Below are 22,999 nucleotides of genomic sequence, written 5' to 3' on the forward strand. Positions count from 1 at the left end.
GGCTCGTGGAGATCGACTCACACGCGTTTCGGGGGGTGGAACCACGGGCTCCACCCCCCCGGAAGGGCCCTACGGGCGCCAGGACGCCAGTACGCCCTCGTAGAGCTCGGCGTCCGTCAGCTCGCGCGGGGTCGGACCCGCGTGGAAGAAGGACGTGTTGTCGGTCTTCAGCTTGCGGAGGTAGTCGAACGCCTTGTTGTCGTGCTCGCCGAAGGCGACGAAGGAGAAGAAGATCTCCGGGTGGCTCTTCGCGGCGTCCGTGAGGGACTGGGTGGCGGGGGTCTTCGCGTCCGGGGCGCCGTCCGTCTGGAAGACGACCAGGGCGGGGGTGCCTGCGGCTTCCTTCTCGTGGTGGGCGATCACTGCCTCGACGGCCGCGTGGTAGCTGGTGCGGCCCATGCGGCCGAGGGCGCCGTGGAGGTCGTCGATCTTGTTCTCGTGCTCGGTGAGGGTGAGTTCGCCGGTGCCGTCGAGTTCCGTGGAGAAGAAGACGACGTGGACCGTGGCCTCGGGGTCGAGGTGGGCGGCGAGGGCGAGGGTCTGCTCGCCGAGGGCCTGGGCGGAGCCGTCCTTGTAGTACGGGCGCATGCTCGCGGAGCGGTCGAGCACGAGGTAGAGCTTCGCTCGGGTGCCGGTGAGGTTCTGCTTCTTGAGGGTGGCGCCGGCGGCCTTGTAGGCGGTGGCGAGGCCGGGGGCGCGGGACTTTACGCGGGTGAGAGGGGTGGCGGGGCTCACCTTGGCGGCCTCGGCTTCGCCCTCGGCCGGGTCGTTCCCACCCGCACCACCCGTGCTGCTCTCGTCGTCGGCTGCGGGTGGCCCCTGCGGGGCGCCTTCGCCGTCGGCGGCCGCGGGCTCGGCGACCTCCGCGACCGGCTCGGCCTCGGCCTTCGGCTTCTCGGCTACGGCCTCGGCCTCGTCCGCGATGGGCTCCGCCTTGGCCTTCGGCTTCTCGGCGACAGGCTGTGCCTCGGCCTTGGGCTCTTCCGTAACCGGCTCGGCCTCGGCCTTCGGCTCTTCGGCCACGGCCACGGGCTCGGCCTCGGCCTCGTCCCCGACGGGCTCGGCCTTGGCCTTCGGCTTCTCGGCGACAGGCTGTGCCTCGGCCTTGGGCTCTTCCGTAACCGGCTCCGCCTCGGCCTTCGGCTCCTCGGCCACAGGCTCAGCCTTGGGCTCGGACTCCTCGACGACCGGCTCCGCCTCAGCCTTGGGCTCGGACTCCTCGACGATCGGCTCCGCCTCAGCCTTGGGTTCCTCCGTCACCGGCTTCGCCTCGGCCGCAGGATCGGGCTGGGGCGTGCTCTCTGTCTTGGCCGCAGGCGCGGGTTCCGGTGTCGTGGTCACGGGCTCCGATGCCTCAGCCGTCGGCTCCGGTGTCGCGACCTCCGCCGCAGCCTCGGGCTCCGGCTTCGCGGGCGCCGGCTCCTGCACCGCAGGAACCTGCTCCTCCTCCGTCACTCGGGTCTGCTTCGGGACCGTGACGTTGTCGAAGGCTGCGGAGACGAGCTCGTGTTCGTCGTCGTCGGACGTGCGGGGTTCGGGGACCTCGGGGGTCTCCGCCGTCGCCGTCGTCGTCGGCGTCGAGGGCGGAGTCGGGGTCGGGGTCGGAGTCGGGGTGGTCGTGGAGGTCGGAGGCGTCGGCTCCGGCTCCTGCGAAGGAACCTGCTCCGCACCCTCTGCTTCGGCGGTGCGCGCTTTGCGTGACCGGCCGAACGCGTTCCGCAGGAGAGTGAGAATGCCCATGTGCGCAACCCTTCGCATGAGTAGCCCGTCAATCCCTGGCCAGGACGGACACGTAAGGTTAGCGGCCCGGGATAGTGATCTTGGGGAGGGTTGGGGGCCACGGGCTCGGCCACTCAGCCTCCGGCCGGTTTTCATCAGCTCGCGCCTCCCCAACTTCCCTACGGATGTCTCGGGTTCACCCCTCGTTCACCGCCCCGCCCCGCTTCCGCACAGTTGTGCCCCATACCGTCCGTCACGCGAGATTCAAGGGGAAGCAAGGGGAGAGCAAAAGTGCGCATTCAGCTGCCGATCATCAACACCACGTCCTCGTCGGGCTCGTCGGGCTCGTCCGACTCACACCCCGGCGGTCGGTCCGCCCTGACCTGCCGTTTCCGGTGTGGTGACGCCTGCTTCCACGAGGTGCCCAACCCCACCGCCAACCCGTACGTCGGCGATGTCATCGCCGGTGCGCTCAGCCGTCGGAGCGTGATGCGCGCCGCCGCCGTCGTCACCGCGGCGGCGGGAGCCGGTGTGGCCGGCCTCGCGGCCCAGCCCGCCGCCGCCGCGCCCTCCACCCCCGAGCCCGCCGCCGCGCCCTCCACCCCCAAGCCCTCCGGCCGCCCCGCCCGCGGCCTCCGTTTCACCCCCGTCGCGCCCAACAACGCCGACGCCGTGACCGTCCCGGACGGCTACCGCCAGAACGTCGTCGTGCGGTGGGGGGAGCCGATCCTGCGCGGTGCGCCCGCGTTCGACCCGGAGAACCAGACCGCGGCGGCCCAGGCGGGGCAGTTCGGGTACAACAACGACTTCCTCGCCCTGCTCCCGCTGCCCGGTGAGCGTCATCGGCAACTGCTCGTCGCCAACCACGAGTACACCGACGAAGTGCTGATGTTCCGGAACTACGACGCCGCCAACCCGACCCGGCAGCAGGTCGAGGTCGCCTGGGCCGCCCACGGCCTGTCCGCCGTGGTGGTGGAAGGCGATCGGAAGACCGGCAAGCTCGTCGCCGTGCCCCGGCATCCGCTCAACCGGCGCGTCACCGCCACCACCGAGTTCCGGATCACCGGGCCCGCCGCCGGGTCCGCGCTCCTGAAGACCTCGGCCGACCCGACCGGCACCAAGGTCCTCGGCACCCTCAACAACTGCTCCGGCGGCACCACTCCCTGGGGCACCACGCTCCACGGCGAGGAGAACTTCAACCAGTACTTCGCGGGCGCCTCCCGTGCCACCGACAAGCGGTACGGCATCGGCACCGGGGCCACCGAGCGCAAGTGGGAGCGGTTCGACAAGAGGTTCGACGTCGCACAGGAGCCCAATGAGGCTCATCGGTTCGGTTATGTCGTCGAGTTCGACCCGTACGATCCGTCGTCCAAGCCCCGTAAGCACACCGCGCTCGGGCGGTTCAAGCACGAGGGCGCGACCGTGCGGCTCACCGACGACGGGCGGCCGGTCGTGTACTCCGGTGACGACGAGCGGTTCGACTACTTCTACAAGTTCGTCGGCAGCAAGCGCGTCAAGCACGGCACCTCCCGTGCGGTGCGCGAGCACAACCTGTCGCTGCTCGACGAGGGGACGCTCTACGTCGCCCGGCTCACCGGCGACTCGCCCGCCATCGAGATCGACGGGACCGGGAAGCTCCCCGCCGACGGCGAGTTCGACGGGAGCGGGGAGTGGATCCCGCTGGCCACGGCGACCTGCGACGGCGCCGTCTCGCACGTGGACGGGATGAGCGCCGAGGAGGTGTTCGTCTTCACCCGGCTCGCCGGGGACAAGGTCGGCGCCACCAAGATGGACCGCCCGGAGGACATCGAGCCCAACCCGCACACCGGCAAGGTCTACGTCGCCCTCACCAACAACACCAACCGCGGTGTCGGTACGAACGCCCCGGCCGACGAGGCCAACCCACGCAACGCCAACAAGCACGGGCACATCCTGGAGCTCACCGAGCGCTGGAACCGGGCCGACAGCCGGAAGTTCGCCTGGACGTTGTTCCTCGTCGCCGGTGACCCCGACGACCCCGCGACCTACTTCGCCGGCTTCCCGAAGGACGACGTCAGCCCGATCTCCTGCCCGGACAACGTGGCCTTCGACCCGTACGGCAACCTGTGGATCTCCACCGACGGCGCCCAGCTCGGCTTCCACGACGGGCTCTACGGGGTCGCGACCAAGGGCCCGCGGCGCGGTGAGCTCAAGCAGTTCCTGAGCATGCCCGTCGGTGCGGAGACGTGCGGCCCGATCGTCCAGGACCGGCGGGTGCTGGTCGCCGTACAGCACCCCGGGGAGATCAACGGGGCGTCCGTGGAGAAGCCCGCGAGCGTCTGGCCCGACGGACCCGGGAAGATCGTCCGCCCGGCGGTCGTCGCCGTGTGGCGCGCGGACGGGGAGGACATCGGCGTCTGAGGCCCCTCCTGAGGGGGCCCACTCCCGCCGCCATGTCGGCCCGGCCCCCTCAGTGCAGTGCCACGTCCACCACCAGCGCCCGGTGATCCGTGTCCGCCAGACCCAGGAACTTCGCCCTGCTCGCCGAGAAGTCCGGCGACACGAGCACATGGTCGATCTGGGCGCCCAGGAACGGCGCGGTGCGGGACGGCCAGCTGGGGGTGCGGGCCTGCCCGGCCAGGCGGGCCGCGTCGCGCAGGCCGGTGTCGAGGATGCGGCGGAAGGCCGCGTGGTCCTGGGAGGAGTTGAAGTCACCGGCGAGGATCACGGGGGCCACCGGACCGGCCGCGAAGTCCCGCAGCGCGCCCAGTTCGCGTCGCCAGAGGCCGACCTGACCGGGCAGCGGGGGCATGGGGTGCGCGAGCTGGAGGTGTACGGCGTGGCCGCGCACGTCGGCCACGGCGCCGGGCATGCCCATGGTGCCGCGCACCCCGTCCGTGCCCTTCAGCGGGAAACGGCTGAGGATGACCGAGCCGCTCGAACCGCCCGCCCGTACGGCCTGCCGGTAGGGATAGTCGAGGTCGCGTTTCAGCGCCGCGTCACACGTGTACTCGCACTCCTGGGCGAACACGAGGTCCGGCTTCTCCCGGCGTACGGTGGTGATCAGCGCGTCCGTCGCCCGGCCGAACTCGACGTTCGAGGTCAGCACGCGCAGCTCGGCGACCGTGGGCCCGCCGGGTTCGTCGACCTTGCCGTACGGCTCGATGAACCAGGCGAGCAGCCCGAGGACCGCGACGCCCCATATCAGCCCGGCCCACCACCGGGCGAGGAATGCCAGGACCAGCGCGACCCCGGTGGGCGCGAGCAGCCACGGCAGGAAGGCGAGCAGCTGCGGGACCGGGGTGATGCCGTCGGTGTCGACGGCCCGGCAGCCGACGACCACGCTCACCCCGGCCAGCGCCAGCCCGGCGCACCAGGCCGCGAACCGCCGTCCGGCGCTCCGACCGCCCTCGTCAGGTGCGTCCCACGATGTGCGCGTTGAACTCATCCAGCTCCTCCGCCGGGGCCTCCAGCCCCAGGATCGTCTCACCGCCGGCCCGGCGCACGGGATGACGCCTTCGCCCCCCGCCCGCTTCTCCGTCGACCGTGCCGTCGACCGCGCCGTCGACCCGCTCGAGGAACAGCCGCAGCGCCTCGTTGAACTCCTCCGGGCGCTCCAGGTTCGGCATGTGGGCCGCGCCGTCGATGATCCGCAGGGTCGAGTCGGGGAGGGCCGCGTGCATCGCCTCCTCGTCGGGGACCGGGGTGAACTCGTCGTCGGCGCCGACGACGACCAGGGCGGGGACGGTGACCCTGGTGAGCAGCTCGCGGTAGTCGGGGCGCTCGGCACGGCCGCGCAGGGCCGCAGCGGCGCCCTCGGCGGAGGTGGCGGTCATCATGCGGTGGACGTGCGCCTTGACGGCCGGGTCGGCGTACGGGGCGACCATCTTCTCCAGCACCTCGTCGGCGTATCCGCGCATGCCCTCGCGCAGCAGCCGGTCCGCCATGGCGTTACGTGCCACCTTGCCCTCGGGCGTCTCCGCCGCGGGGAACGTGTCGGCGAGGACCAGGCCCCGGACGCGGTCGCCGAACTGCCAGTAGCAGTCCATCGCGATCTGGCCGCCCATGGAGAGACCGGCCAGCACGAAGCTCTCCACCCTAAGGTCGTCCAGGAGTGCCGCGATGTCCTGGGTGAAGTCGGAGAGGAGCGCGATGCCGGGGACGACGGGGGACGCGCCGTAGCCGCGCAGGTCGGGGGCGATCACCCGTCTCTCCGAGCCGAACGCCTCGATCTGGGGGTCCCACATCGTGCGGTCGAAGGGATGGCCGTGGACGAGGACAAGGGGGGTGAGGGGGGTACCCGCGCCTTTGTCCTCGTACGCGAGGAAGGAGGTCATGTGCCGACCCTAGATCCGCCCAACTCCTCGGTGCAATAAGATCTTTGCCCTCGGTGCAATGACCGGACAGCGCAGATGGGAGCCTCGTGGACGACTACCGGCGCATCGCCGACCGCATCGCCGACGACATCACCGCCGGACGGCTCAGGCCGGGCCAAAGGCTGCCACCGCAGCGGGCGTTCGCACGGCGGCGTGGGATCGCCGGGTCCACGGCGGGGCGGGTGTACGGCGAACTCGTGCGGCGCGGACTGGTCGTGGGCGAGGTCGGGCGGGGCACGTTCGTACGGGCCGCGCCCGCCGAGCCGACGGGGCGGGCGCTCATCGAGCGGGCCACGGCCGCGCCGGTCAACATGGAGCTCAACTACCCCTCCGCGCCAGGCCAGTCAGAGCTGCTCGCCCCCGCCCTCGCGACGCTCCTGCGCCCCGACGTGCTCGAGGAGGCGCTGCGTCCGGCGGCCGCCACCGCCACCACGTCCGCCAGGCACGCGGCCGCGACCCTGCTCTCCGCCCCCGGCTGGCACCCGGACCCAGGACGGCTGCTCTTCGCGGGCAACGCCCGTCAGGCCATCGCCGCGGCCCTCGCCTCCCTGGTGCGCCCCGGCGGCCGGGTCGGGGTCGAGGAGCTGACGTACCCGCTGGTCAAGGAGATCGCGGCCCGGCTGGGGATCGTCCTGGTGCCGCTGGCGGGCGACGCGGAGGGGCTGCGCCCGGACGCCCTCGCCGCCGCCCACCGCACCGCGTCCCTCTCCGCCCTCTACGTCCAGCCGACCCTGCACAACCCGACCTCGCTCACGACGAGCGAGGAACGGCGACGGCAGCTCGCGCGGACGGTGACCGAGCTGGACCTCCCGGTCGTCGAGGACCGCATCTGGTCCTTCCTCCACCCGGACGACACCCCGCTCGCCGCCCACGCCCCCGGCCTGGTCCACGTCGTCGACGGGCTGTCCAAGCGGGTCGCGCCCGGGCTCACCGTCGGCTTCCTCGTCGTACCACCGCAGCGGGTCGACGCGGTGGCGGCCGCGCTGCGGTCGGGCGGCTGGAGCGCGGGGCGGTTCGCGCTGGAGACGGCCGTACGCTGGATCGGCGACGGGACCGTACGGCGGCTGGTGGCGGCCAAGCGGGCGGACGCGGCGCGCCGGCAGCGGCTCGTCACCCGGCACCTCGGCACCTTCGCGGTACGGACCGATCCGCGGGCGTACTACGCCTGGTGGGAGCTGCCCGCACCCTGGCGGGCGGACACCTTCACCGCCGCGGCCGCCGCGCACGGTATCGCCGTCACCCCCGGCACCGCCTTCGCCGTGGCCCCCCACCGCACCCCGGACGCCGTCAGGCTCGGACTTGCGTCGGCTCCGGAGGAGGAACTGGAGCGGGCGCTGCGGACGCTCGCCGACGTCGTGCGAGGGGCCCGTACCGGCCCGTGAGCCAGGTGGTCAGAGCGACCGTCAGACCGACGGCGACCAGCAGCCAGGAGGCCGTGCGCAGGGTCGCGGTCAGGGCGTCGTAGACGGCGCCCCCGGCCGGGCGGCGGAGGTCCTCGGGCAGGTCGGCCAGGGTGAGGCGGCGGCCGATCACGACCGCGAGGGCGAGGAACGCGCCGCCGAGTGCCGTGCCGAGCGCTGTCGCGAGGACCGCGCGGCGGCGGCAGGCGGCGACCGCGATGCCGGTGACGGCGAAGACGACGGCCGCGACGGGAAGCCAGAAACCGGCGACGTGCAGCACGTGGTACCCCTTCCGGAGCGGGGCCAGGTCACGCGCCTGGAGCAGGGCCACGGCCGTGTGCTCGACCGGGATGCGGTCCGCCAACGGGATGTGCTCGTCGGCGAGTTGACGCTTGACCTGGAGAGTGACGGGGGCGAGGTCGACGGTGACGGTCCGGACGCGGTCGTCCCGCAGGGCGTCCATGACGGCGTCGTGCGTGGCCCGGTTGCCCGCGTCCCACGCCGTGCGGAAGGCCCGCGTCTGTGTGAACGAGTGGACCGCGTCGTGCACGAACGGGGCGACCGCGGGCTGCTGCGGACGGCCGGCCTCGACCTCGCGCATGATGCCGTCACCGACCGTGTCCGCGACCACGTTCCGTACGGCCGGGTCGGTGGCGAGCGGCGCCATCGTGGTGACGTACCGGCCGGTGTCCGCGAGGCCGTACGCCACCCAGGCCGCGAGTGCGCCGAACGGCACGAGCACGCAGGCCAGGGCGATCAGGGAGGCCGACAGAGCGGTCCTGAGGCGTCGGGACACGCTTCCAGGCAACGGCGTGGGGGGCGCGGGCGCGAGCGGGGCGCGGCCACATGGGTGTCGGGCCGTGTCGTGCGGCGGACCTGGGGCTTTGGCTCTCCGGTGGAGCGTTCACTCCAACGGGTGTTTCCTGGAGTTGGGGGACTTGGACCCTTACCCAATCGGGTGAGTGGAGGGATGAGGGAACGCGGGCCCCGGCCATCATGCCGGGGCCCACGCGTGCGGGGGTGAGCTGACACGGGCGTCAGTGGATGCGACGGCCCTCGGCGTCCTCGCGCGTGTAGTAGCGGTAGAACACGAAGGCGGCCACACCCGCGCCGATCACCGCCGCGACGGCGCAGGACCGCAGGACGCTGTAGCCGGTCTGGCTGTACAGGAAGCCGAAGGCGACGCCGTAGAACGCGCCCCAGGACAGCGCGTGCAGTTCCCGCTTCATGCGCGGGGCGAGGTCCCGGACGACGACGTAGAGCACCGCGAACACGATCGCGGTCACGAAGCCGAACAGCACGTTCCAGCCGGTGATGGGGCCGCCGTCGCGCCGGTTGGCCGCGGCCCAATAGCCGTAGACGAGCCCGAGCACCACGGGCGCCGCCCATGCCGCGGCCCGGTGTGTGCGGGCGCTGAAGAGGTCGGGTGCCCTGGTCCTGCCGGTCAGCTCCGGTGGGCGTACTCCTGACCTGGGTGCCGCGTGAGCCATGAGCGCGCTCCTCTCTCTCGCCGCCCCTGCCTTCCAGGGCACACCTGAGGCGCACGCCAGGCAAGTCGGTTGACGTGACGAATCCGGATGCGGTCCGCAGGGCCCCGTGCTTCGCGGCCCCATGAAGCCGTGGGTGCCCGACGGGGCGCTTCCGACGGGGTGACCGAGGCGCGGGACGGGCAGGGGGCGTCCTACGTGCTCGCCCAGGACGTGGCCGGGGCGGTCGCCCGCCGACCCGCGCACCGTCAGCCGCCCGGCTGGTGGCCCACGTCAGGGACCGCACCCTGCGCCACTGCGGCGGACACCTCGCCGACGACACCACCGTCTTCGCCGTACGGCGACCGCGGCCCGAGGACCCCGTACCGGGACGTTTGCGGGCCTGAGGCCCCCCTTTGCAGCGGCAGCGGTTACGGTGCTGAGGTACCTGATCGACACGATGGACCGGTGACAGGGGGGACGATGCCCGGAACCGTGCTGCTGCTGGCGGCCTCGCCCGTGGGCAAGGGGTGTCTGGTGGACGCGGCCTCCGTGCTCCCCGTCCTCGCGGCCGTCCCGCCCGCCGTGCTGTCCGGCACGGACACCGCGAACGTCGTGGAACTCGCCGACCCGCTGGAACCACAGGCCGTCCTCACCCGGCTCCGGGCCGCCGCGGCCGCCCCCGACCCGCTCACCCTCTACGTCACCGGCCAGCTCCAGCTCGACCGCCGCCAACGCCTGCCCCACCTCGCGCTGGCCCGCACCACCCCCGCGACCGTCCGCTACACGGGCTTCCCCTGGCACTGGTTCCGCGAGGAGCTGCGTCTGCGACAGCCGGGCTCCACGACCCTGTACGCCGACCTCCACGCCGACCAGGAGACCTGGGACCACCTCCGCGCCCACCCCCTGGACTGCGGCCCCGGTGTCCGCGTCCACGGCCGCCTCGCCCCGCCCAGGTCACGCCGCAAGGTCGCGACCCCGGCGTACATGAAGGCCGTGGCGACGATACTGCGCAGCGGCTGGCGCCCCCCGGAGGACCAACTGCACCAGCAGGCGTGGATGCGACTGGCGCCGGGAGAGATCGGCCTGGAACTCGCCGGGACGATGCCCGGAGCACCCGTAGGGGCGTGGGGCCGTGCTGACGCTGCGGCTACCGCCGCGTGGGCGCGACCAGCCACAACACTCCCGCAGCCAAGAACCGACGCACCACCCCCACCCGCCGGCGCGGACAGCGACCCGCACGCCGACATCGCCACCGCCGTCCAGTCCGGCCGGCACGCCGACGCCGACGCCCTCGCGGCACGGCACGAGCAGGCCGCCGTACACACCCACGGCCCCACCTCGGAACAGGCCCTGCACTGGAGCGAGGTCCGCGCCGACCTCGCGATGTTCGCGGGCGACGCCGAACGCAGCTGCCGGACCTGGCTGGCGGTCGCCGGCGCCCGGCTGGCCGCCGGACAGGCCCCGGACGCGCCCGCCGTCGAAGCCGCCGTCGACCGCGCCCACCACCAGTGGGGTCGTATCGGGGACGCCGCCCGTGCCCGCGAACTCGGCCCCGCGCTCGCGGAGTTGCGCGGCCGCGTCCCCGGCCGGCACGAGGGCGCGCTGGAGAACGTACGGATGCAGCTGCACCAGCTCCAGACGCAGGGCTGAACGGAACGGTCCTTATCGAAAAGGGCGTTCCTGCCCGACCTCTCCCTTCCGGCGCGCCCCCGGTGCCATGATGAGGGGTATGGCTGAGGGGGAAGGTGTGGCCGGCCAAGGCATCCGCGTCCGGCTGGACAAGAGTGCGAGCAGAAGCGACGTCAGCGCGCTGAAGGCGTGGCTGGAGCGCGAGACGCTCCTGGAAGAGTTACGCATCGTCGAGCGGCCCCGCGGGGACGTGCCCGACGGGCACATGGGTGTCGCGATGGAGATCTGGCTGGTCGTGGTCAGCTCGGCCACCACCGTCGTGACGGACCGGCTGCTCAGTCACATCGCCAGGGCGGTCCGGGCATGGCAGGACAACCGCCGCGAGGTGGAGAGCGGTGAACCGCCCCAGGTGCGGGTCGATCGGGTGAACCCCGACGAGAGGTAGCCCGGTGACCCGCTTCGATCCGCGCCGCCAGAAGAACCGGGCGCTGCTCGTCGGTGTCTTCGCGTACGACCACACGAGACCGAGGGAACGGGACGGCGTAGACGGCAACCTGCCCGGCGTCGAGCACAACCTGGACCGGCTGAGCGACGTCCTGCATGGCGGCGGAGTGTTCGACGCGGACGAGATCACCACGCTCCCCGGCGCCTCCCTCGACGAGTTCAGCGAGGAACTGCGCCGCGTCGCACACGAGGCCGAGGGGCTGCTGCTGCTCTACTTCGCCGGACACGGCGCCGTCCCCAGCGCGGGCACCGAACTCTTCCTTCAGATGCGCAACGCACGCGTCGTCGCGGGCGGCCACGCGGTGTTCCCGGGCGCGGCAGGGTTCACCGGCGTCCTGACCGAACTCGCGGGGAGCCAGGCGCAGCGGATCGTGGTGATCCTCGACTGTTGCTACGCGGGTAACGCAGCGCGGATCCTGCGGGACTTCGGCGACCACGCCGTCGACCGGGAGAAGATCCTGCTGCTGATGAGCGTGCAGGCCAACCGGCTCACCCACGGCGGCAACGGCAAGGTGCCCACGCCGTTCACCCGGGAACTGCTCACCCTCCTGAACCGCAGCGGTGAGGTCTCCTTCCAGGACGTGTTCGCCGACTTACCGGAGCGGATGGCCGCGGCGGGATACAGGACCACGCTGGGCGAGCCGCAGAAGCCCCAGCTGGAGGGGCAGACGGACGTCCTGCTGGGAGCCCGGGACGCGCCGGTGCCGATCGTCATACCTGAGGAGAACAAGCTCAAGGAACGCCTCGCCTCGCTCAAGGCGGCCCTCTCACGCGTCCTCGGGCCCCTCCTCGAAGCGCTCCGCGCCGGCGCCCGCGCCACCGCGCGCTGGTTCCGGCACGGGCGCCCGGCGCTTCGGGCCGCCGTGAGTGTGGTCCTCGTCCTCGCGCTCTGTGGCCTCGGCTACGCCCTCATCGGCCCCGACGACGACACCGTCTGTGCCCCGCCCCTCGAACTGCGCGTGCTCACCGACCCCGACCTGCAGTCCACCGTCCGCGCGGCCGCCGACGCGTATCTGACCTCCGAGGCGAACACCACCGACCAGGGCTGCCGCCACAGCGGCCTCACCGTCTACGATGCGGGTGCCGCCGACGCGGTCACCGCGCTGCGTGAGGGCACCGACGCGTGGCAGGAGCCGGTCGTCGAGGACGACAACCCGCAGCGGGACGTCGGTCCGCAGCCCGATGTGTGGATCCCGGCCTCGGCCGCGGACGTCACCCGGGTCGTCCGCGGCTTCCAGGGCCGTACCTTCGCCGAACTGGGGCCGTTCGGCGGGCCCTTCGTGTACTCCCCGGTCGTGCTGGCCGCCCCCCGGGACCTGGCCGGTTCGGTCGACGAGCGCAAGGGACGCTCCCTCACCCGGCTGATGGACGACCTGGAGCGGCGGGACGCGGACGCCGAGGTGCGCCGCCCCGACCCGGAGTTCACGACCGCGGCCCTGCTGGCGACGCTGGGCCTGTACGGCGGCACGGGGGGCAAGGGCGACGCGGCCGGCACCGGCGGCGCGGGGGGCGCCGAGCGTCGGCTGGCGCCGGGTGCCCCGTCGCCCACGGCCTCCGACCTGCTGTGCGCGCTGCCCGAGGACGCCGGCGCGGACCGGCGCACCGCGGTCCTCGCCCCGGAGTTCCTGCTGAGGAGTGGTGTCACCTGCCATCGGGCGACTCGCACGCCGCGCCTGGCCGCCTACCCCTTCGACGTACCGGGGCTGACCCCGACCTTCGTACCGGTCCGCTGGAAGGGCGCCGATCTGGACGCCGAGGCGCGTGCGGACGCGGTGAACCGTTTCCACAGCTGGCTGACCGACGAGGACGGCGGCCTCGCGGTGTTCCGGGACGCCGGTTTCCGGTCCGCGGCCGGTGAGCGTCCGCTGCTCGACCCCGACCACGTCGGCACCGGTGTCCTGCGCGACCCCGGCCAGCCGACTGCGACCGCCGAGCGGACGGCGATGGACACGACGCTCACGCGCTACCGCGGCGCCAGCGGCCCGGGCCGGGTCCTCTACCTCCTGGACAATTCGGGCTCGATGACCGACTTCTGGCAGGGGCCGAGCGGTGGCCCCGGCATCCTGAAACAGTCGCTCGGCGGGCTCGGCGACCAGGACCAGTACGGCGTGTGGACGGTGTCCGGCACGTCCGGTGAACGCCATGACCTCCTGCTCTCGTTCGGCAACCACCAGCGCGCCGACGCCGAAAAGGTCCTCGACCCACGGCGGACGAAGGTGCGCGACGCCGAGGCCGACCCGCACGCGGCGCTGCTCGCCGCGTTCGCCGACATGGCGGGCCGCGGCGCCGACGACGACGGACCGCAGCTGATCGTCTTTCTCACGGACGACGAGGACCACACACGGCTGACCGGCCGCAACCTCGACGCAGTGCTGGAGAAGGCGGGGAAATCGGGAGTGCCGGTGGTGATGGTGTCCCTGGAGATCGGCGCCTGCGACCGGGGTCGCACCGACGCCCGGATCGCCGAGGCGAGCGGCGGCCGCTGCCTCGACGCGAACGACGACCTCGGCGCCGGCCTGCACGACGAGGTCGCGCGCGTGGGAACGGGGGAGGACTGATGGCCCGACGCATGCTGGTCGCGCTGCTGCTCCTCGCTGTGACCGCCTGCACGGGCGGCTCGGCCGGCCAGGAGGCCCCGTCGGCCGCCGCCGTCGCGCCCGGGGAGATCGTGGTGGCCAGTGGCCGGGACGTGACCGGTCAGAACGGCATCCGTCAGCAGCTCATCGACGCCTGGAACCGAGAGCAGGACAAGGCGGGCACCGGGTACCACGCCCGGCTGGTCGAACTCCCCGGCTCCGCCGACGAACAGCGCAGCCAGCTGCTCGGCGCCCTGCAGTCGGGCAGCGCACGGTACGACGTGGTCAACCTGGACGTGACATGGGTGCCGGAGTTCGCCGAGGCGGACCTGATCCGGCCGCTGGCCGAGCAGGCGGTCGACCCGGACGTCATCCCGTCGGTGGCCCGCACGGCCCGCTGGGACGGCAAGGTGTACGCGGTGCCGTTCAACAGCGACGTCGGGCTGCTCTACTACCGCCGCGACTACCTCGACGCGCTGGGCCGCACCGACCTCAGCGCGGGCACCACCTGGCAGGAGCTGCGGGAACTGATCAACTCCCTGGACCGCGAGGAGCCCAAGGGCTACGAGGAGGGCTGGACGAGTCAGCTGGCGTCCTACGAGGGCCTCACGGTCAACGCGATCGAGGCGTTCGCGTCGGTCACGCCGGACTTCGCGCTCACCGACGCCGACGGCCACTACACGGCCGACGTGCAGGAGCTGACCGACGGCGTCGCCGAACTGCGCGCGCGCACCGACACGTCGTACACCCTCGACGACGCCTTCCGCTCCGACGAGGCGGCCACCCTCGGCGACTTCGCCGACGGCCGTACGGCGTTCCTGCGCCACTGGCCGTACGCCTACCGCACCCTGCACCAGACGTTCACCGAGGACCAGCTCGGCGTGGCCCCGCTGCCGGGGCGTGCGGTGCTGGGCGGCCAGAACCTCGCGGTGACCCGGTCCTCGCAGCGGTTGGACGGGGCGGCCGCACTGATCGACTTCCTCACCAACGCCGACAGCGAACGCTGCCTCCTGGACGCGGGCTTCGCCGCGACCCGCACCTCCGTCTACACGCAGGACGTGAAGTGCACGAACGCCCGCGTCTCCGCCACATCCCCGGCGTCGCCCACGGGCGAAAGCGCCGACCGCATGCCCCGCGACAGCGCCGGCCGCCCCGCATACGCCGCCCCCATCCTCCTCAGGTCCCTCCAGCAGGCGACCTCCCGCCCCCGCACCCCGCTGTACGGCGCCTTCACCCAGACCTTCACCACCGAGCTGGGGGCGTTGTTCGGCGAGGCCCCACCGACAGACGCGGAACTGGCCGGACGCCTGGACGGGGCTCTGCGCAGGGCGCTGCCCGACTGAGGTCCCACGGCCGCCTGGAGCCGTCAACCGCCCTGTACCTGATGTGCCGTCGACGGTGCCGGGGGCTCCTCGCCCGCTCTTGAGGGGCCCGCGTTCGACGCTGTGATGAGGGCGGCTATGGCGATCACAGCTGCGGCGACTCCTCGGGCACAGCGGGCGGACGGGCTTTCGTAGCGGGGGGTTGTGCGTTCGTGCACGGTGACCTCGCAACGATGGTGGGGGGTGGACACGGGGTGGATCAAAGGAATTACAGCAATGTGTTAAGCACGGTTAATTCGCCGATTAACCTAGGGCGTGCCCCAGGTCAACGGCAAGAGGGCGCACCGGAGTTGGGGAGTCGAAGCGTGGCGGAGCGAGACGGGCCCGAGGTCATCGGGCGGCGGGTGCAGCGGCTGCGGGTCGAACGGGGGCTCACACAGAAGCAGTTGGCCGAGCCGACGTACACGCCCGCCTACGTCTCCACCCTGGAGGCGGGCCGCGTACGGCCCTCCGACGAAGCGTTGAAGCACCTCGCCGAGCGGCTGGGAGTCGCGTTCGAGGAGTTGGCCACCGGCCGCTCCGCGCGTCTCGTCACCGACCTTCGGCTCCGCCTGACGGAAGCGCAGCGCACCCTCGCCACCGGCGAGACCGAGGAAGCCGCCGAGCGGTACGCCGAGCTGCTCACGGAGGCCGAGTCACACGGCCTCGTCGACGAGCAGGCCACCGCGCTGCTCGGGCTCGGGGAGTGCGTGATCCGGCTGGGCGAGCTGGAGGCGGCGCGGGTGTACTTCGAGCGGGCGGAGGCCTGTCTCGTCGACGCACCCCTGCCCGTACGCGTCCCCGCCCTACGGGGGCGGGCCGTCGCCCACTACCTCGCCGGGGAACTGCGGTACGCCGTCTACCTCCTCGAGACCGCCCTCGACGAGCTCAATCGCGGTGGCCTGCACGACCCCGACGCGCTGCTCCTGCTGTACGCCTCCGTCATCGGGCCCTACATGGACATGGGCGCCCACGCCCGCGCCGCCCAGGCCGCCGAGTTCGCCCTCGCCCTCGCACCCCAGGTCGCCGACCCCGCGCTGGTCGCCCGTATGCACCGCTCCGTAGCCCGCACGCTCCTCGCCGAGGGCCGTATCGCCGAGGCCGACGCCTCGCTCGCCAAGGCCGCCGAACTGTACCGCCAGCTCCAGATCCGTACCGAGCTGGCCAACTGCCACTGGATGCGCGGCTACGTCTACGCGCAGGACGGCGAACTCGACCGCGCCGAGGAGGAGTTGCGGGCCGCGCTCACGATGCTCTCCGCCAAGCGCGCCGCCCTGTACAGCAGTCAGGTCGCCGTGGAGCTCGCCGACGTACTGCACCGGCGCGGCAAGTCCGACGAGGCCGCCGAACTGCTGCACGGCGTCCTGAGCGACCTCAGCCCGGAGCGCGGCGCCCTGCACTCCGCCGCCGCCCACCGCCTGCTCGGCATCATCGCCGAGGACGCCAGCGACACCGAGGCCGCCGAGGAGCACTACGTCCGCGCCCTCAGCCTCCTGGAGCGCGCCGGAGCCGCCGGCGACCTCGCCGACCTGTGCCGTCTCCTCGGCGACCTGTTGCGGCGGACGGGGCGGGTGGAAGCGGCCCTGGACGCCTATCGCACGGGCCTCGGGCACCGCACGGCACCGGGCACGACAACCCTGGGCCCCGCCCCGGCACAGCCACCCCTCTGAAGCCCGGCCCGGCAGGACAGCCTCCCGTTTCCCGCCGAGGAGCCACCTGGGTGACCGGGCCGGGCGGTCGGATGCCGCCCGGCCCCTTGCGGGCGAGGCGCTTCAGACCTGCTTCCGCCCCTGCCTGCGTACCTCCGCCACGCGCGCCGCACCGATCTCGACGGCCGCCCGGGTGACCGACTCGAAGACCTCGCCGACGCCGCCGTTCGTGACGGTGATCGTGTCGTCGCCCACGCGGACGGCGGCGACGTACAGGGTGAGCTCGGTGAAGTCGCCGTCCGGTGTCTCGCTGCCCAGGGTGAGGCGTAGGGCCTGCCGGGTGTCGCCCACGTTCGCCAGGGCGGCCTCCTGGACCGTGCCGGACTGTACGCGGCCCCCGGCGGCCTTCGCCCGGAACTCGGCGCACGTCCGCGGCAGCGTCCGCAGCCAGGCCAGTGTGCGGTCCACCTCCGCGGGGGCCTGGGCGACCACCTGGTAGTGCAGTTGGGCCTGGTACCAGTCGTCGTCGAGCCCGGCCACCGCCCCGATCCGCGCGTCCGGCCCGAACAGCTCCTCGGCGTAGAGGGCGTCCAGCAGCCGCCCGCACTCGGGCTTGTCCGCCGACGCCTTCAGCAGCCCGTCCCGCCAGCTCGCCGAGCCCTGGGTGGGCGTCCAGGGTTCCCCCAGATCCCCCGCCGTGATCAGCGCGGCCTGCGCCTGCGCGGCGGTGAGCGCGGGGGCTCCGGCGGGGGCGGGTGACGTGCCGGCGGAGGAGTGCCCGGCGCCGGACGAGGCGGACGCGGCGGTCGACACCGTGCCCGGCCCTTCGATGGAGCACGCGGCCACGGTCAGCGAAGCGGTGAGCACGAGCGCCGAGGACACGACGACCGCACGGGCCGGGGGACGGGACATCCGGAAGCCTCCAGGTAAACGGGGTGAGTCGCCAAGATCGGCTACGCCCCTCCACGGCACCACTGCCTCCGCCAACAGACCAGCGCGGCGGTCCGTCCGGGTGAGAAGGCCCGGCGGGGGAGACTCCTGTCCGCGGCCCCCGAAAACCCGTCGCGGCCTCTCCACCCCCTTGCTACGGTCACCCCCATGCAGCGTGCCCAGTCACACCCTCGTCCGTCTCTCACGACGACGCCGGAGCATGTCCCGGCGCGCTGACAGCTGACGCAGTCCGAAGCCCCGGGGCGAGTGCCCCGGGGCTTCGGCGTTTCCGGGGTGCTCGTCCCTCCAGTGAGGGAGCCCACCATGCACGACCACCGTCGCCTCGGCCGTGAACTCGACCTGTTCGACACCGACCCCCTGATGGGCGCGGGACTGCCGTACTGGCTGCCCGACGGAGCCGTCGTACGGCACACCCTGGAGGAGTACGTGCGGGAGGCCGAACGCGCCGCCGGCTACCGGCACGTGTACTCGCCCGTCCTGGGCAAGCGCGAGCTGTACGAGACCTCGGGCCACTGGGACCACTACAGCGACGACATGTTCCCGCCCATGGACCTGGGCGCGGAACAGGTCGTCCTCAGGCCCAGCCTCTGCCCCCACCACGCCCTCATCTACCGCTCCCGCTCCCACAGTTACCGCGAACTACCCCTGCGCATAGCGGAGTTGGGCGGCATGTACCGCTCCGAACTGTCCGGCGTCCTCGGCGGCCTGACCCGCGTACGGTCCATCCAGCTCAACGACGCCCACATCTTCTGCACCCTCGACCAGGCCGTGGAAGAGGCCCGCGCCGCCCTGGACCTCATCACCCGCGCCTACGCCGACCTCGGCATCCGCGCCTCCCGCCACCGGCTCTCCCTGCCCGGCGAGGGCGGCAAGTACGTCGCCGACCCCGCCCTGTGGCGGCGGGCCACCGCGCTGCTGAGGGAGGTCCTGGACGGCTCCGGTCTCGCCTACGAGGAGGCGGAGGGCGAGGCCGCTTTCTACGGCCCCAAGATCGACGTGCAGATCGAGGACCGCGCCGGCCGCGAGAGCACCCTCTCCACCGTCCAGATCGACTTCCACCAGCCCGAACGCTTCGACCTGCACTACATCGGCGCCGACGGCGCCAAACACCGCCCGGTCATGGTCCACCGCAGCGTCATCGGCAGCGTCGAGCGCGCCGTCGCGCACCTCATCGAGGAGCACGGCGGCGCCTTCCCGGTGTGGCTCGCCCCCGAGCAACTGGCCGTGCTCCCCGTGGCGGACGCACAGGTCGGACAAGCGGAGGAATTGGTGCGGCGTGCCGAGGAACGGGGACTGCGGGCACGGCTGTACGGCCCCGAGGACGGCACCCTCGGCGCCCGCGTCCGGGCCGCGCGGCTGGTCCCGTACCAGGCGGTGATCGGCGAGCGGGAGGCCGACGGCGCGCTGGCCGCCGTACGCCTGCGGGACGGCCGTAAGCCGGGAGTGCTGCCCGCCGCCGAGCTCCTGGACCGCGTGGCGGCACAGGTGGCGGCACGCGGGACCGGCCTCTGGGCGTGAGGGGCAGGTGAGCGGAGCGGGTCGGGCTGCGTAGGGTCGGAGTGACGAAAGGGAGGTGCCTCATGACCGATCGCCCCACCGACCGCTCGGCCGACCGTCCCACCGACCGTCCCATCCCCGTGATCATCGACTGTGACACCGGCGTCGACGACGCCCTCGCCCTGCTGTTCGCGGTCCGTCACCCCGGCCTCGACGTGCGCGCGGTGACCTGCGTGGCCGGGAACACCGACGTCGACGGGGTCGTGCGCAACACCCTCACCGTGCTCGAGCAGGCCGGCGCCCCGGGCATTCCCGTCGCCCGGGGCGCCGAACGCCCGTTGATCGAGTCGGTCCGCGTGGCCCGGCATGTGCACGGCCAGGACGGCATGGCGGACCTGGGTCTGCCCGCCCCCACCCGCACCCCGGTCGACGTGGACGCGGTGACGCTGCTGCGCCGGGAGATCCTCGCCTCCCCGCATCCGGTCACCCTCATCCCGACCGCGCCCCTCACCAACATCGCCCTGCTGCTGCGTACGCACCCGGAGGTGGTCCGCAACATCGAGCGGATCGTGTTCATGGGCGGCGCGGTGGCCACCGGGAACGCCACGCCGGTCGCGGAGTTCAACGTGTGGCACGACCCGGAGGCGGCCGCGATCCTGCTCACCGCCGGGGTGCCGATCACCATGTACGGCCTGGACGTGTTCAAGCGGGTCCTCGTCCCGGCGGCCGACGTCCAACGCCTGCGCAACAGCCCTGAACCCAGCCTCCGCATGGCCGGCGAACTCCTCGCCCACCGCGACCCCGCCACCTCCGGCGACCCCACCCCCATGGGCGGCCTCGGTGACGCCGGCGCGGTCTGCGCCGTCGTCGACCCGGAGGGGATCACCACCGAGCTCCTCCCGGTCGAGGTCTCCCTCGCCCCGGGCCCGACCCGAGGCCAGACGGTCGTGGACCGCCGCCCACGCCCCGGCGAGTCCGAGATACACCACGGCGAACGTGAACAGCCGCTGGTAGACGTGGCGTTGGGCGTGAACGTGGAGCGCTACGTCAGTCTGTGGCTGACGACGGTCGAGAAGCCGTAGCCGCCGTGTCGGGGGTGGCGGTCGGTTCGGCGCTCGTGTGCGCCTCGCCGGACTTCTCCCGCTGCTTCTTCAGTGCGAGTTCCCGGGCCGTCTTCTCCGAGTGCAGCCTCATCTCTGCCTCGGTCCGGAGATCGAACACGATTGCCTCCCTCGATCCACTTGGCTCCTGCGAACACCTCTTTGCCAAAAGATTACCTTGCGATGGCCGGTCGCGTCACGGTCAAGTCACATATGCACACAGGTAGTTCGCCCGGTGTTCACCGAAGTCACTGCGTGTCGGCGGGCCGTACCGCCCACCGCTGCTCCACCTTCGCGAGCTTCCAGTACGCGACCGCCGCCGCCCACACCACGACGAACAGCCCGACGATGATGTAGCCGACGTTGTCGAGGTCGAGGCCCGCGATCCAGCCGGTGACGTCGTCGCGCAGGTCGAGCTTCTCGTGGAGGACGCCGACGAGTTCGATCGTGCCGATGAAGAAGGCGACGGCGATGGACAGGCCGGTGATGGTGAGGTTGTAGAAGACCTTGCGGACGGGGTTGGAGAACGCCCACTGGTAGGCGAAGTTCATGAACGTGCCGTCGAGGGTGTCGAACAGGCTCATGCCGGCGGCGAAGAGGAGCGGCAGGCACAGGACCGCGTACCAGGGCAGGCCCGCCGCAGCGCCCGAACCGGCCATCACCATCAGCGTGACCTCGGTCGCGGTGTCGAAGCCGAGGCCGAAGAGGAAGCCGAGCGGGTACATCTGGCCGGGGCGCGAGATGGAGTTGGTGAGGCGGCCGAGGATCCGGTTCATGAAGCCCCGCGAGTCCAGGTGCTGTTCGAGCTCCCGCTCGTCGTACGCGCCCGCCCGCATCGCCCGGAACACCCTCAGGATGCCCACCAGGGCGACCAGGTTGAGGGCGGCGATGAGGTAGAGGAACGTGCCGGAGATGGTCGTACCCAGGAAGCCGAGGACCTGGTGGGTGCCCGAGTCCTCGTTCATGACCCGGCCGGCCAGTTGGGTGCCGCCCGCGATCAGCAGGGCGAGCAGGACCACGACACTGGAGTGGCCGAGCGCGAACCAGAAGCCCACCGACACCGGCCGCTTGCCGTCGGCCATCAGCTTGCGGGTGGTGTTGTCGATCGCGGCGATGTGGTCGGCGTCGAAGGCGTGCCGCATGCCGAGGGTGTAGGCGGTGATGCCGAGGCCGATGCCGAAGGCCTTGTCGCCGACCTCGTAGTGGCCGGGGACGACGAGCAGGAACAGGATCCCGAACGCGACGACGTGCAGGGCGGCGATGACCGCCATCAGCACCGCCGTCCGCACGGTGTCCTCACGCCGCCAGCGGAAGGAAGCAGGCGAAACAGGCTCGGTCATACGGTCAGCTCCAGCACCTCGTGGATCACTTCGTGAGATGCCGTGGCCGGTCTCCTGGCTTCCGGGTGTACGCGCCCGGCCCTGCCTTCCCGGCCGCCTCGCGACGACCAGTGGCTGTCCCTCACGGGACGCGGGACGGGAACTCCCCGATCACAGTGGCGAGGGCCGCGCCGGCTTCACACCGACTTCCCGAACACCACGGCCCGCCCACAGTAGGTGCTCACCGCAGCTCCCGCACAGCCGGGTGGGGCCGAGGCCCCGGGGGCAACGCCCCCAGGCCCCCGGCCCCCAAGATCCCGGCGTCGTCGCTACGAGCGAGCGGCCGCCTTGCGCCTGCGCGTCGACACGACGATCACCGCGCCACCCGCGAGCAGCACCGCCGCGCCGATGGCGATCGGGGTCGTGCTGCTGTTCGCGCCCGTCTCCGCGAGGTCGCCGCCGCCGCCGTGCGGCGTGGCAGCCGGGGGCGTGGTGGACTCGGAGTCGCTCGGCGGCTGGGTGGAGGTCGAGCCGGACGGGGTCGGGGTGCCGGCGGGAGGCTCGGTCTCGGCCGGCGGGGTCACGGGCTCGCTCGCCGGGGGCGTCGTGGGAGTGGCGGGCGTGGTGGGCGGGGTGGAGGCGGGCGGGGTGGTCGGGGGCTGCGACTCGATGGTCGTGCAGTCCTTGCTGCCGCCGTTCCAGGCCGCGATCAGCTTGTCCTTGATCACCGGACGGTCCGGACCCTTGGGCAGCTCACCGTGCTCGAAGCCGTCCTTCGCGTCGAGCTTGCCGTCGAACTTCTTGGCGCCCCGGTAGAGGTCGATCTGCGCGTAGCAGCCCGCGTCCGGCACCGCGATGTCGAGGGACTCGGTCTGGCCGGGCTTGACCGTCACCGTGTCGAAGTCGATGAAGATCTGCTCACCGGAGGTGCCGAAGTCCGCGCCGTGGGCGAGGAAGGACGACAGGGAGGCGGTGCAGGTGCTCGCGTCCCCGGCGGTGCGGACCTTGATGTGGACCTTGCCGTCCTCGGTCGGCTTGAGGTTCTGGTCGTCGACCTTGACCGAGTCGAAGAAGCCGACGCCGTCCAGGGAGAACTGGCAGCGGTCCGTGCCGGTCTCCGTGCCCGCGCCGGTGCCCGGCTGGTACGCCCCGCCGGACGCCCAGCCGTCCCCGCCGGGCTCGGAGGCCCAGGCACCGGAGGCAGCGGCGACGGAGGCAGCGCACAGGGCGAGCGACGCGGCGCCCGTCCCCAGCAGGCGGCGCATGGTGACACGTCTCGCTATGGACATGCAGATCCCATCTTGGCGTGCGAAACCCGGGTACGGCGGGAGGGCAGCACGACGCTGTCGGCCGTACCGGGGGTGTGCGGTCGAAGAAACACCGGGCCCATTGGTCACATGCGCCACAGCGTGTACTCATGGTGGATCTCGCGGCGGAACGCTGTCAACCTGCTGCGACGGCAAGTGAGTT

At 72.4% G+C, this 22,999-nt stretch carries 16 protein-coding genes, 2 pseudogenes and 1 riboswitch; of the genes and pseudogenes, 10 read left to right on the plus strand and 8 right to left on the minus strand.

Annotated features, from left to right (window positions below; all coding sequences use genetic code 11):
• Positions 1-69 precede the first annotated feature (69 nt).
• Positions 70-1,740, minus strand: a complete 1,671-nt coding sequence (locus AC067M_RS25415) for a VWA domain-containing protein (RefSeq protein ID WP_478699326.1) — start codon at positions 1,738-1,740, stop codon at positions 70-72.
• Between the two features lie 270 nt (positions 1,741-2,010).
• Here AC067M_RS25415 and AC067M_RS25420 point away from each other — a divergent pair, with 270 nt between their 5' ends.
• Positions 2,011-4,119, plus strand: a complete 2,109-nt coding sequence (locus AC067M_RS25420) for a PhoX family protein (RefSeq protein WP_478699327.1) — start codon at positions 2,011-2,013, stop codon at positions 4,117-4,119.
• Positions 4,120-4,168: 49 nt separating this feature from the next.
• On the opposite strand, the gene AC067M_RS25425 is transcribed toward AC067M_RS25420, so the two are convergent.
• Positions 4,169-5,146: an endonuclease/exonuclease/phosphatase family protein gene (locus AC067M_RS25425; RefSeq protein ID WP_478699328.1), complete on the minus strand. Its 978-nt coding sequence runs from the start codon at positions 5,144-5,146 to the stop codon at positions 4,169-4,171.
• Positions 5,147-5,258: 112 nt separating this feature from the next.
• Positions 5,259-6,035: pseudogene (locus tag AC067M_RS25430) on the minus strand (alpha/beta fold hydrolase); the annotation flags it as partial.
• 86 nt (positions 6,036-6,121) lie between these two features.
• Between AC067M_RS25430 and AC067M_RS25435 the strand changes: the two are divergent.
• Positions 6,122-7,456: an aminotransferase-like domain-containing protein gene (locus AC067M_RS25435; RefSeq protein ID WP_478699329.1), complete on the plus strand. Its 1,335-nt coding sequence runs from the start codon at positions 6,122-6,124 to the stop codon at positions 7,454-7,456.
• On the opposite strand, the gene AC067M_RS25440 is transcribed toward AC067M_RS25435, so the two are convergent.
• Both AC067M_RS25440 and AC067M_RS25445 read right to left on the minus strand, forming a co-directional pair.
• Positions 7,362-8,270 (minus strand): hypothetical protein, encoded by a 909-nt coding sequence (locus AC067M_RS25440; protein WP_478699330.1) that lies wholly within the window; start codon positions 8,268-8,270, stop codon positions 7,362-7,364. The genes AC067M_RS25435 and AC067M_RS25440 overlap by 95 nt on opposite strands.
• A 241-nt stretch (positions 8,271-8,511) precedes the next feature.
• Positions 8,512-8,964, minus strand: coding sequence for a hypothetical protein (locus AC067M_RS25445; protein ID WP_478699331.1), 453 nt, complete (start codon positions 8,962-8,964; stop codon positions 8,512-8,514).
• A gap of 150 nt (positions 8,965-9,114) precedes the next feature.
• On the opposite strand from AC067M_RS25445, the pseudogene AC067M_RS25450 reads away from it, so the two are divergent.
• The 6 genes and pseudogenes from AC067M_RS25450 to AC067M_RS25475 all read left to right on the plus strand — a co-directional run.
• Positions 9,115-9,347, plus strand: a pseudogene (locus AC067M_RS25450) (SpoIIE family protein phosphatase); the annotation flags it as partial.
• A 76-nt stretch (positions 9,348-9,423) separates the two neighbouring features.
• The gene (locus tag AC067M_RS25455; RefSeq protein ID WP_478699332.1) at positions 9,424-10,593 is read left to right on the plus strand and encodes a hypothetical protein; all 1,170 of its coding nucleotides are present in this window, start codon (positions 9,424-9,426) and stop codon (positions 10,591-10,593) included.
• A gap of 79 nt (positions 10,594-10,672) precedes the next feature.
• Positions 10,673-11,017, plus strand: a complete 345-nt coding sequence (locus AC067M_RS25460) for an effector-associated constant component EACC1 (RefSeq protein ID WP_478699333.1) — start codon at positions 10,673-10,675, stop codon at positions 11,015-11,017.
• Between the two features lie 4 nt (positions 11,018-11,021).
• Complete coding sequence (locus AC067M_RS25465; RefSeq protein WP_478699334.1) at positions 11,022-13,634, plus strand: caspase family protein; 2,613 nt, start codon at positions 11,022-11,024, stop codon at positions 13,632-13,634.
• Positions 13,634-14,995, plus strand: a complete 1,362-nt coding sequence (locus AC067M_RS25470; RefSeq protein WP_478699335.1) for an extracellular solute-binding protein — start codon at positions 13,634-13,636, stop codon at positions 14,993-14,995. The genes AC067M_RS25465 and AC067M_RS25470 overlap by 1 nt, the downstream gene beginning before the upstream one ends.
• A 344-nt stretch (positions 14,996-15,339) precedes the next feature.
• Complete coding sequence (locus AC067M_RS25475) at positions 15,340-16,683, plus strand: helix-turn-helix domain-containing protein (protein WP_478699336.1); 1,344 nt, start codon at positions 15,340-15,342, stop codon at positions 16,681-16,683.
• A gap of 102 nt (positions 16,684-16,785) precedes the next feature.
• On the opposite strand, the gene AC067M_RS25480 is transcribed toward AC067M_RS25475, so the two are convergent.
• Positions 16,786-17,574 carry a hypothetical protein gene (locus tag AC067M_RS25480; protein ID WP_478699337.1) on the minus strand — a complete coding sequence of 263 codons (789 nt, stop codon included), beginning with the start codon at positions 17,572-17,574 and terminating at the stop codon, positions 16,786-16,788.
• Positions 17,575-17,916: 342 nt separating this feature from the next.
• Between AC067M_RS25480 and thrS the strand changes: the two genes are divergently transcribed.
• Together thrS and AC067M_RS25490 are read left to right on the plus strand one after the other, a co-directional pair.
• Entirely contained in the window at positions 17,917-19,131 is a 1,215-nt protein-coding gene (thrS, locus tag AC067M_RS25485) for a threonine--tRNA ligase (protein ID WP_478699338.1), read from the plus strand.
• A 62-nt stretch (positions 19,132-19,193) separates the two neighbouring features.
• Positions 19,194-20,192, plus strand: coding sequence for a nucleoside hydrolase (locus AC067M_RS25490; RefSeq protein WP_478699339.1), 999 nt, complete (start codon positions 19,194-19,196; stop codon positions 20,190-20,192).
• Between the two features lie 266 nt (positions 20,193-20,458).
• Here the strand turns inward: AC067M_RS25490 and nicT are convergent, their stop codons facing one another.
• A complete protein-coding gene (gene nicT, locus AC067M_RS25495; RefSeq protein ID WP_478699340.1) occupies positions 20,459-21,550 on the minus strand; it encodes a Nickel transporter NicT in 1,092 nt (363 codons plus the stop codon).
• Between the two features lie 27 nt (positions 21,551-21,577).
• A riboswitch (cobalamin riboswitch) is annotated at positions 21,578-21,766 on the minus strand.
• A 92-nt stretch (positions 21,767-21,858) separates the two neighbouring features.
• Entirely contained in the window at positions 21,859-22,818 is a 960-nt protein-coding gene (locus tag AC067M_RS25500) for an LAETG motif-containing sortase-dependent surface protein (RefSeq protein ID WP_478699341.1), read from the minus strand.
• Positions 22,819-22,999 lie beyond the last annotated feature (181 nt).

Source organism: Streptomyces sp. NPDC043427 (assembly GCF_056436655.1).

Bases quoted from the DNA above. Each gene is read 5' to 3' on its own strand.
- AC067M_RS25415 (WP_478699326.1), bottom strand. From the start codon at position 1,740: ATGGGCATTCTCACTCTCCTGCGGAACGCGTTCGGCCGGTCACGCAAA.
- AC067M_RS25425 (WP_478699328.1), bottom strand. From the start codon at position 5,146: ATGAGTTCAACGCGCACATCGTGGGACGCACCTGACGAGGGCGGTCGG.
- AC067M_RS25445 (WP_478699331.1), bottom strand. From the start codon at position 8,964: ATGGCTCACGCGGCACCCAGGTCAGGAGTACGCCCACCGGAGCTGACC.
- AC067M_RS25455 (WP_478699332.1), top strand. From the start codon at position 9,424: ATGCCCGGAACCGTGCTGCTGCTGGCGGCCTCGCCCGTGGGCAAGGGG.
- AC067M_RS25460 (WP_478699333.1), top strand. From the start codon at position 10,673: ATGGCTGAGGGGGAAGGTGTGGCCGGCCAAGGCATCCGCGTCCGGCTG.
- AC067M_RS25470 (WP_478699335.1), top strand. From the start codon at position 13,634: ATGGCCCGACGCATGCTGGTCGCGCTGCTGCTCCTCGCTGTGACCGCC.
- AC067M_RS25480 (WP_478699337.1), bottom strand. From the start codon at position 17,574: ATGTCCCGTCCCCCGGCCCGTGCGGTCGTCGTGTCCTCGGCGCTCGTG.
- thrS (WP_478699338.1), top strand. From the start codon at position 17,917: ATGCACGACCACCGTCGCCTCGGCCGTGAACTCGACCTGTTCGACACC.
- AC067M_RS25490 (WP_478699339.1), top strand. From the start codon at position 19,194: ATGACCGATCGCCCCACCGACCGCTCGGCCGACCGTCCCACCGACCGT.
- nicT (WP_478699340.1), bottom strand. From the start codon at position 21,550: ATGACCGAGCCTGTTTCGCCTGCTTCCTTCCGCTGGCGGCGTGAGGAC.
- AC067M_RS25500 (WP_478699341.1), bottom strand. From the start codon at position 22,818: ATGTCCATAGCGAGACGTGTCACCATGCGCCGCCTGCTGGGGACGGGC.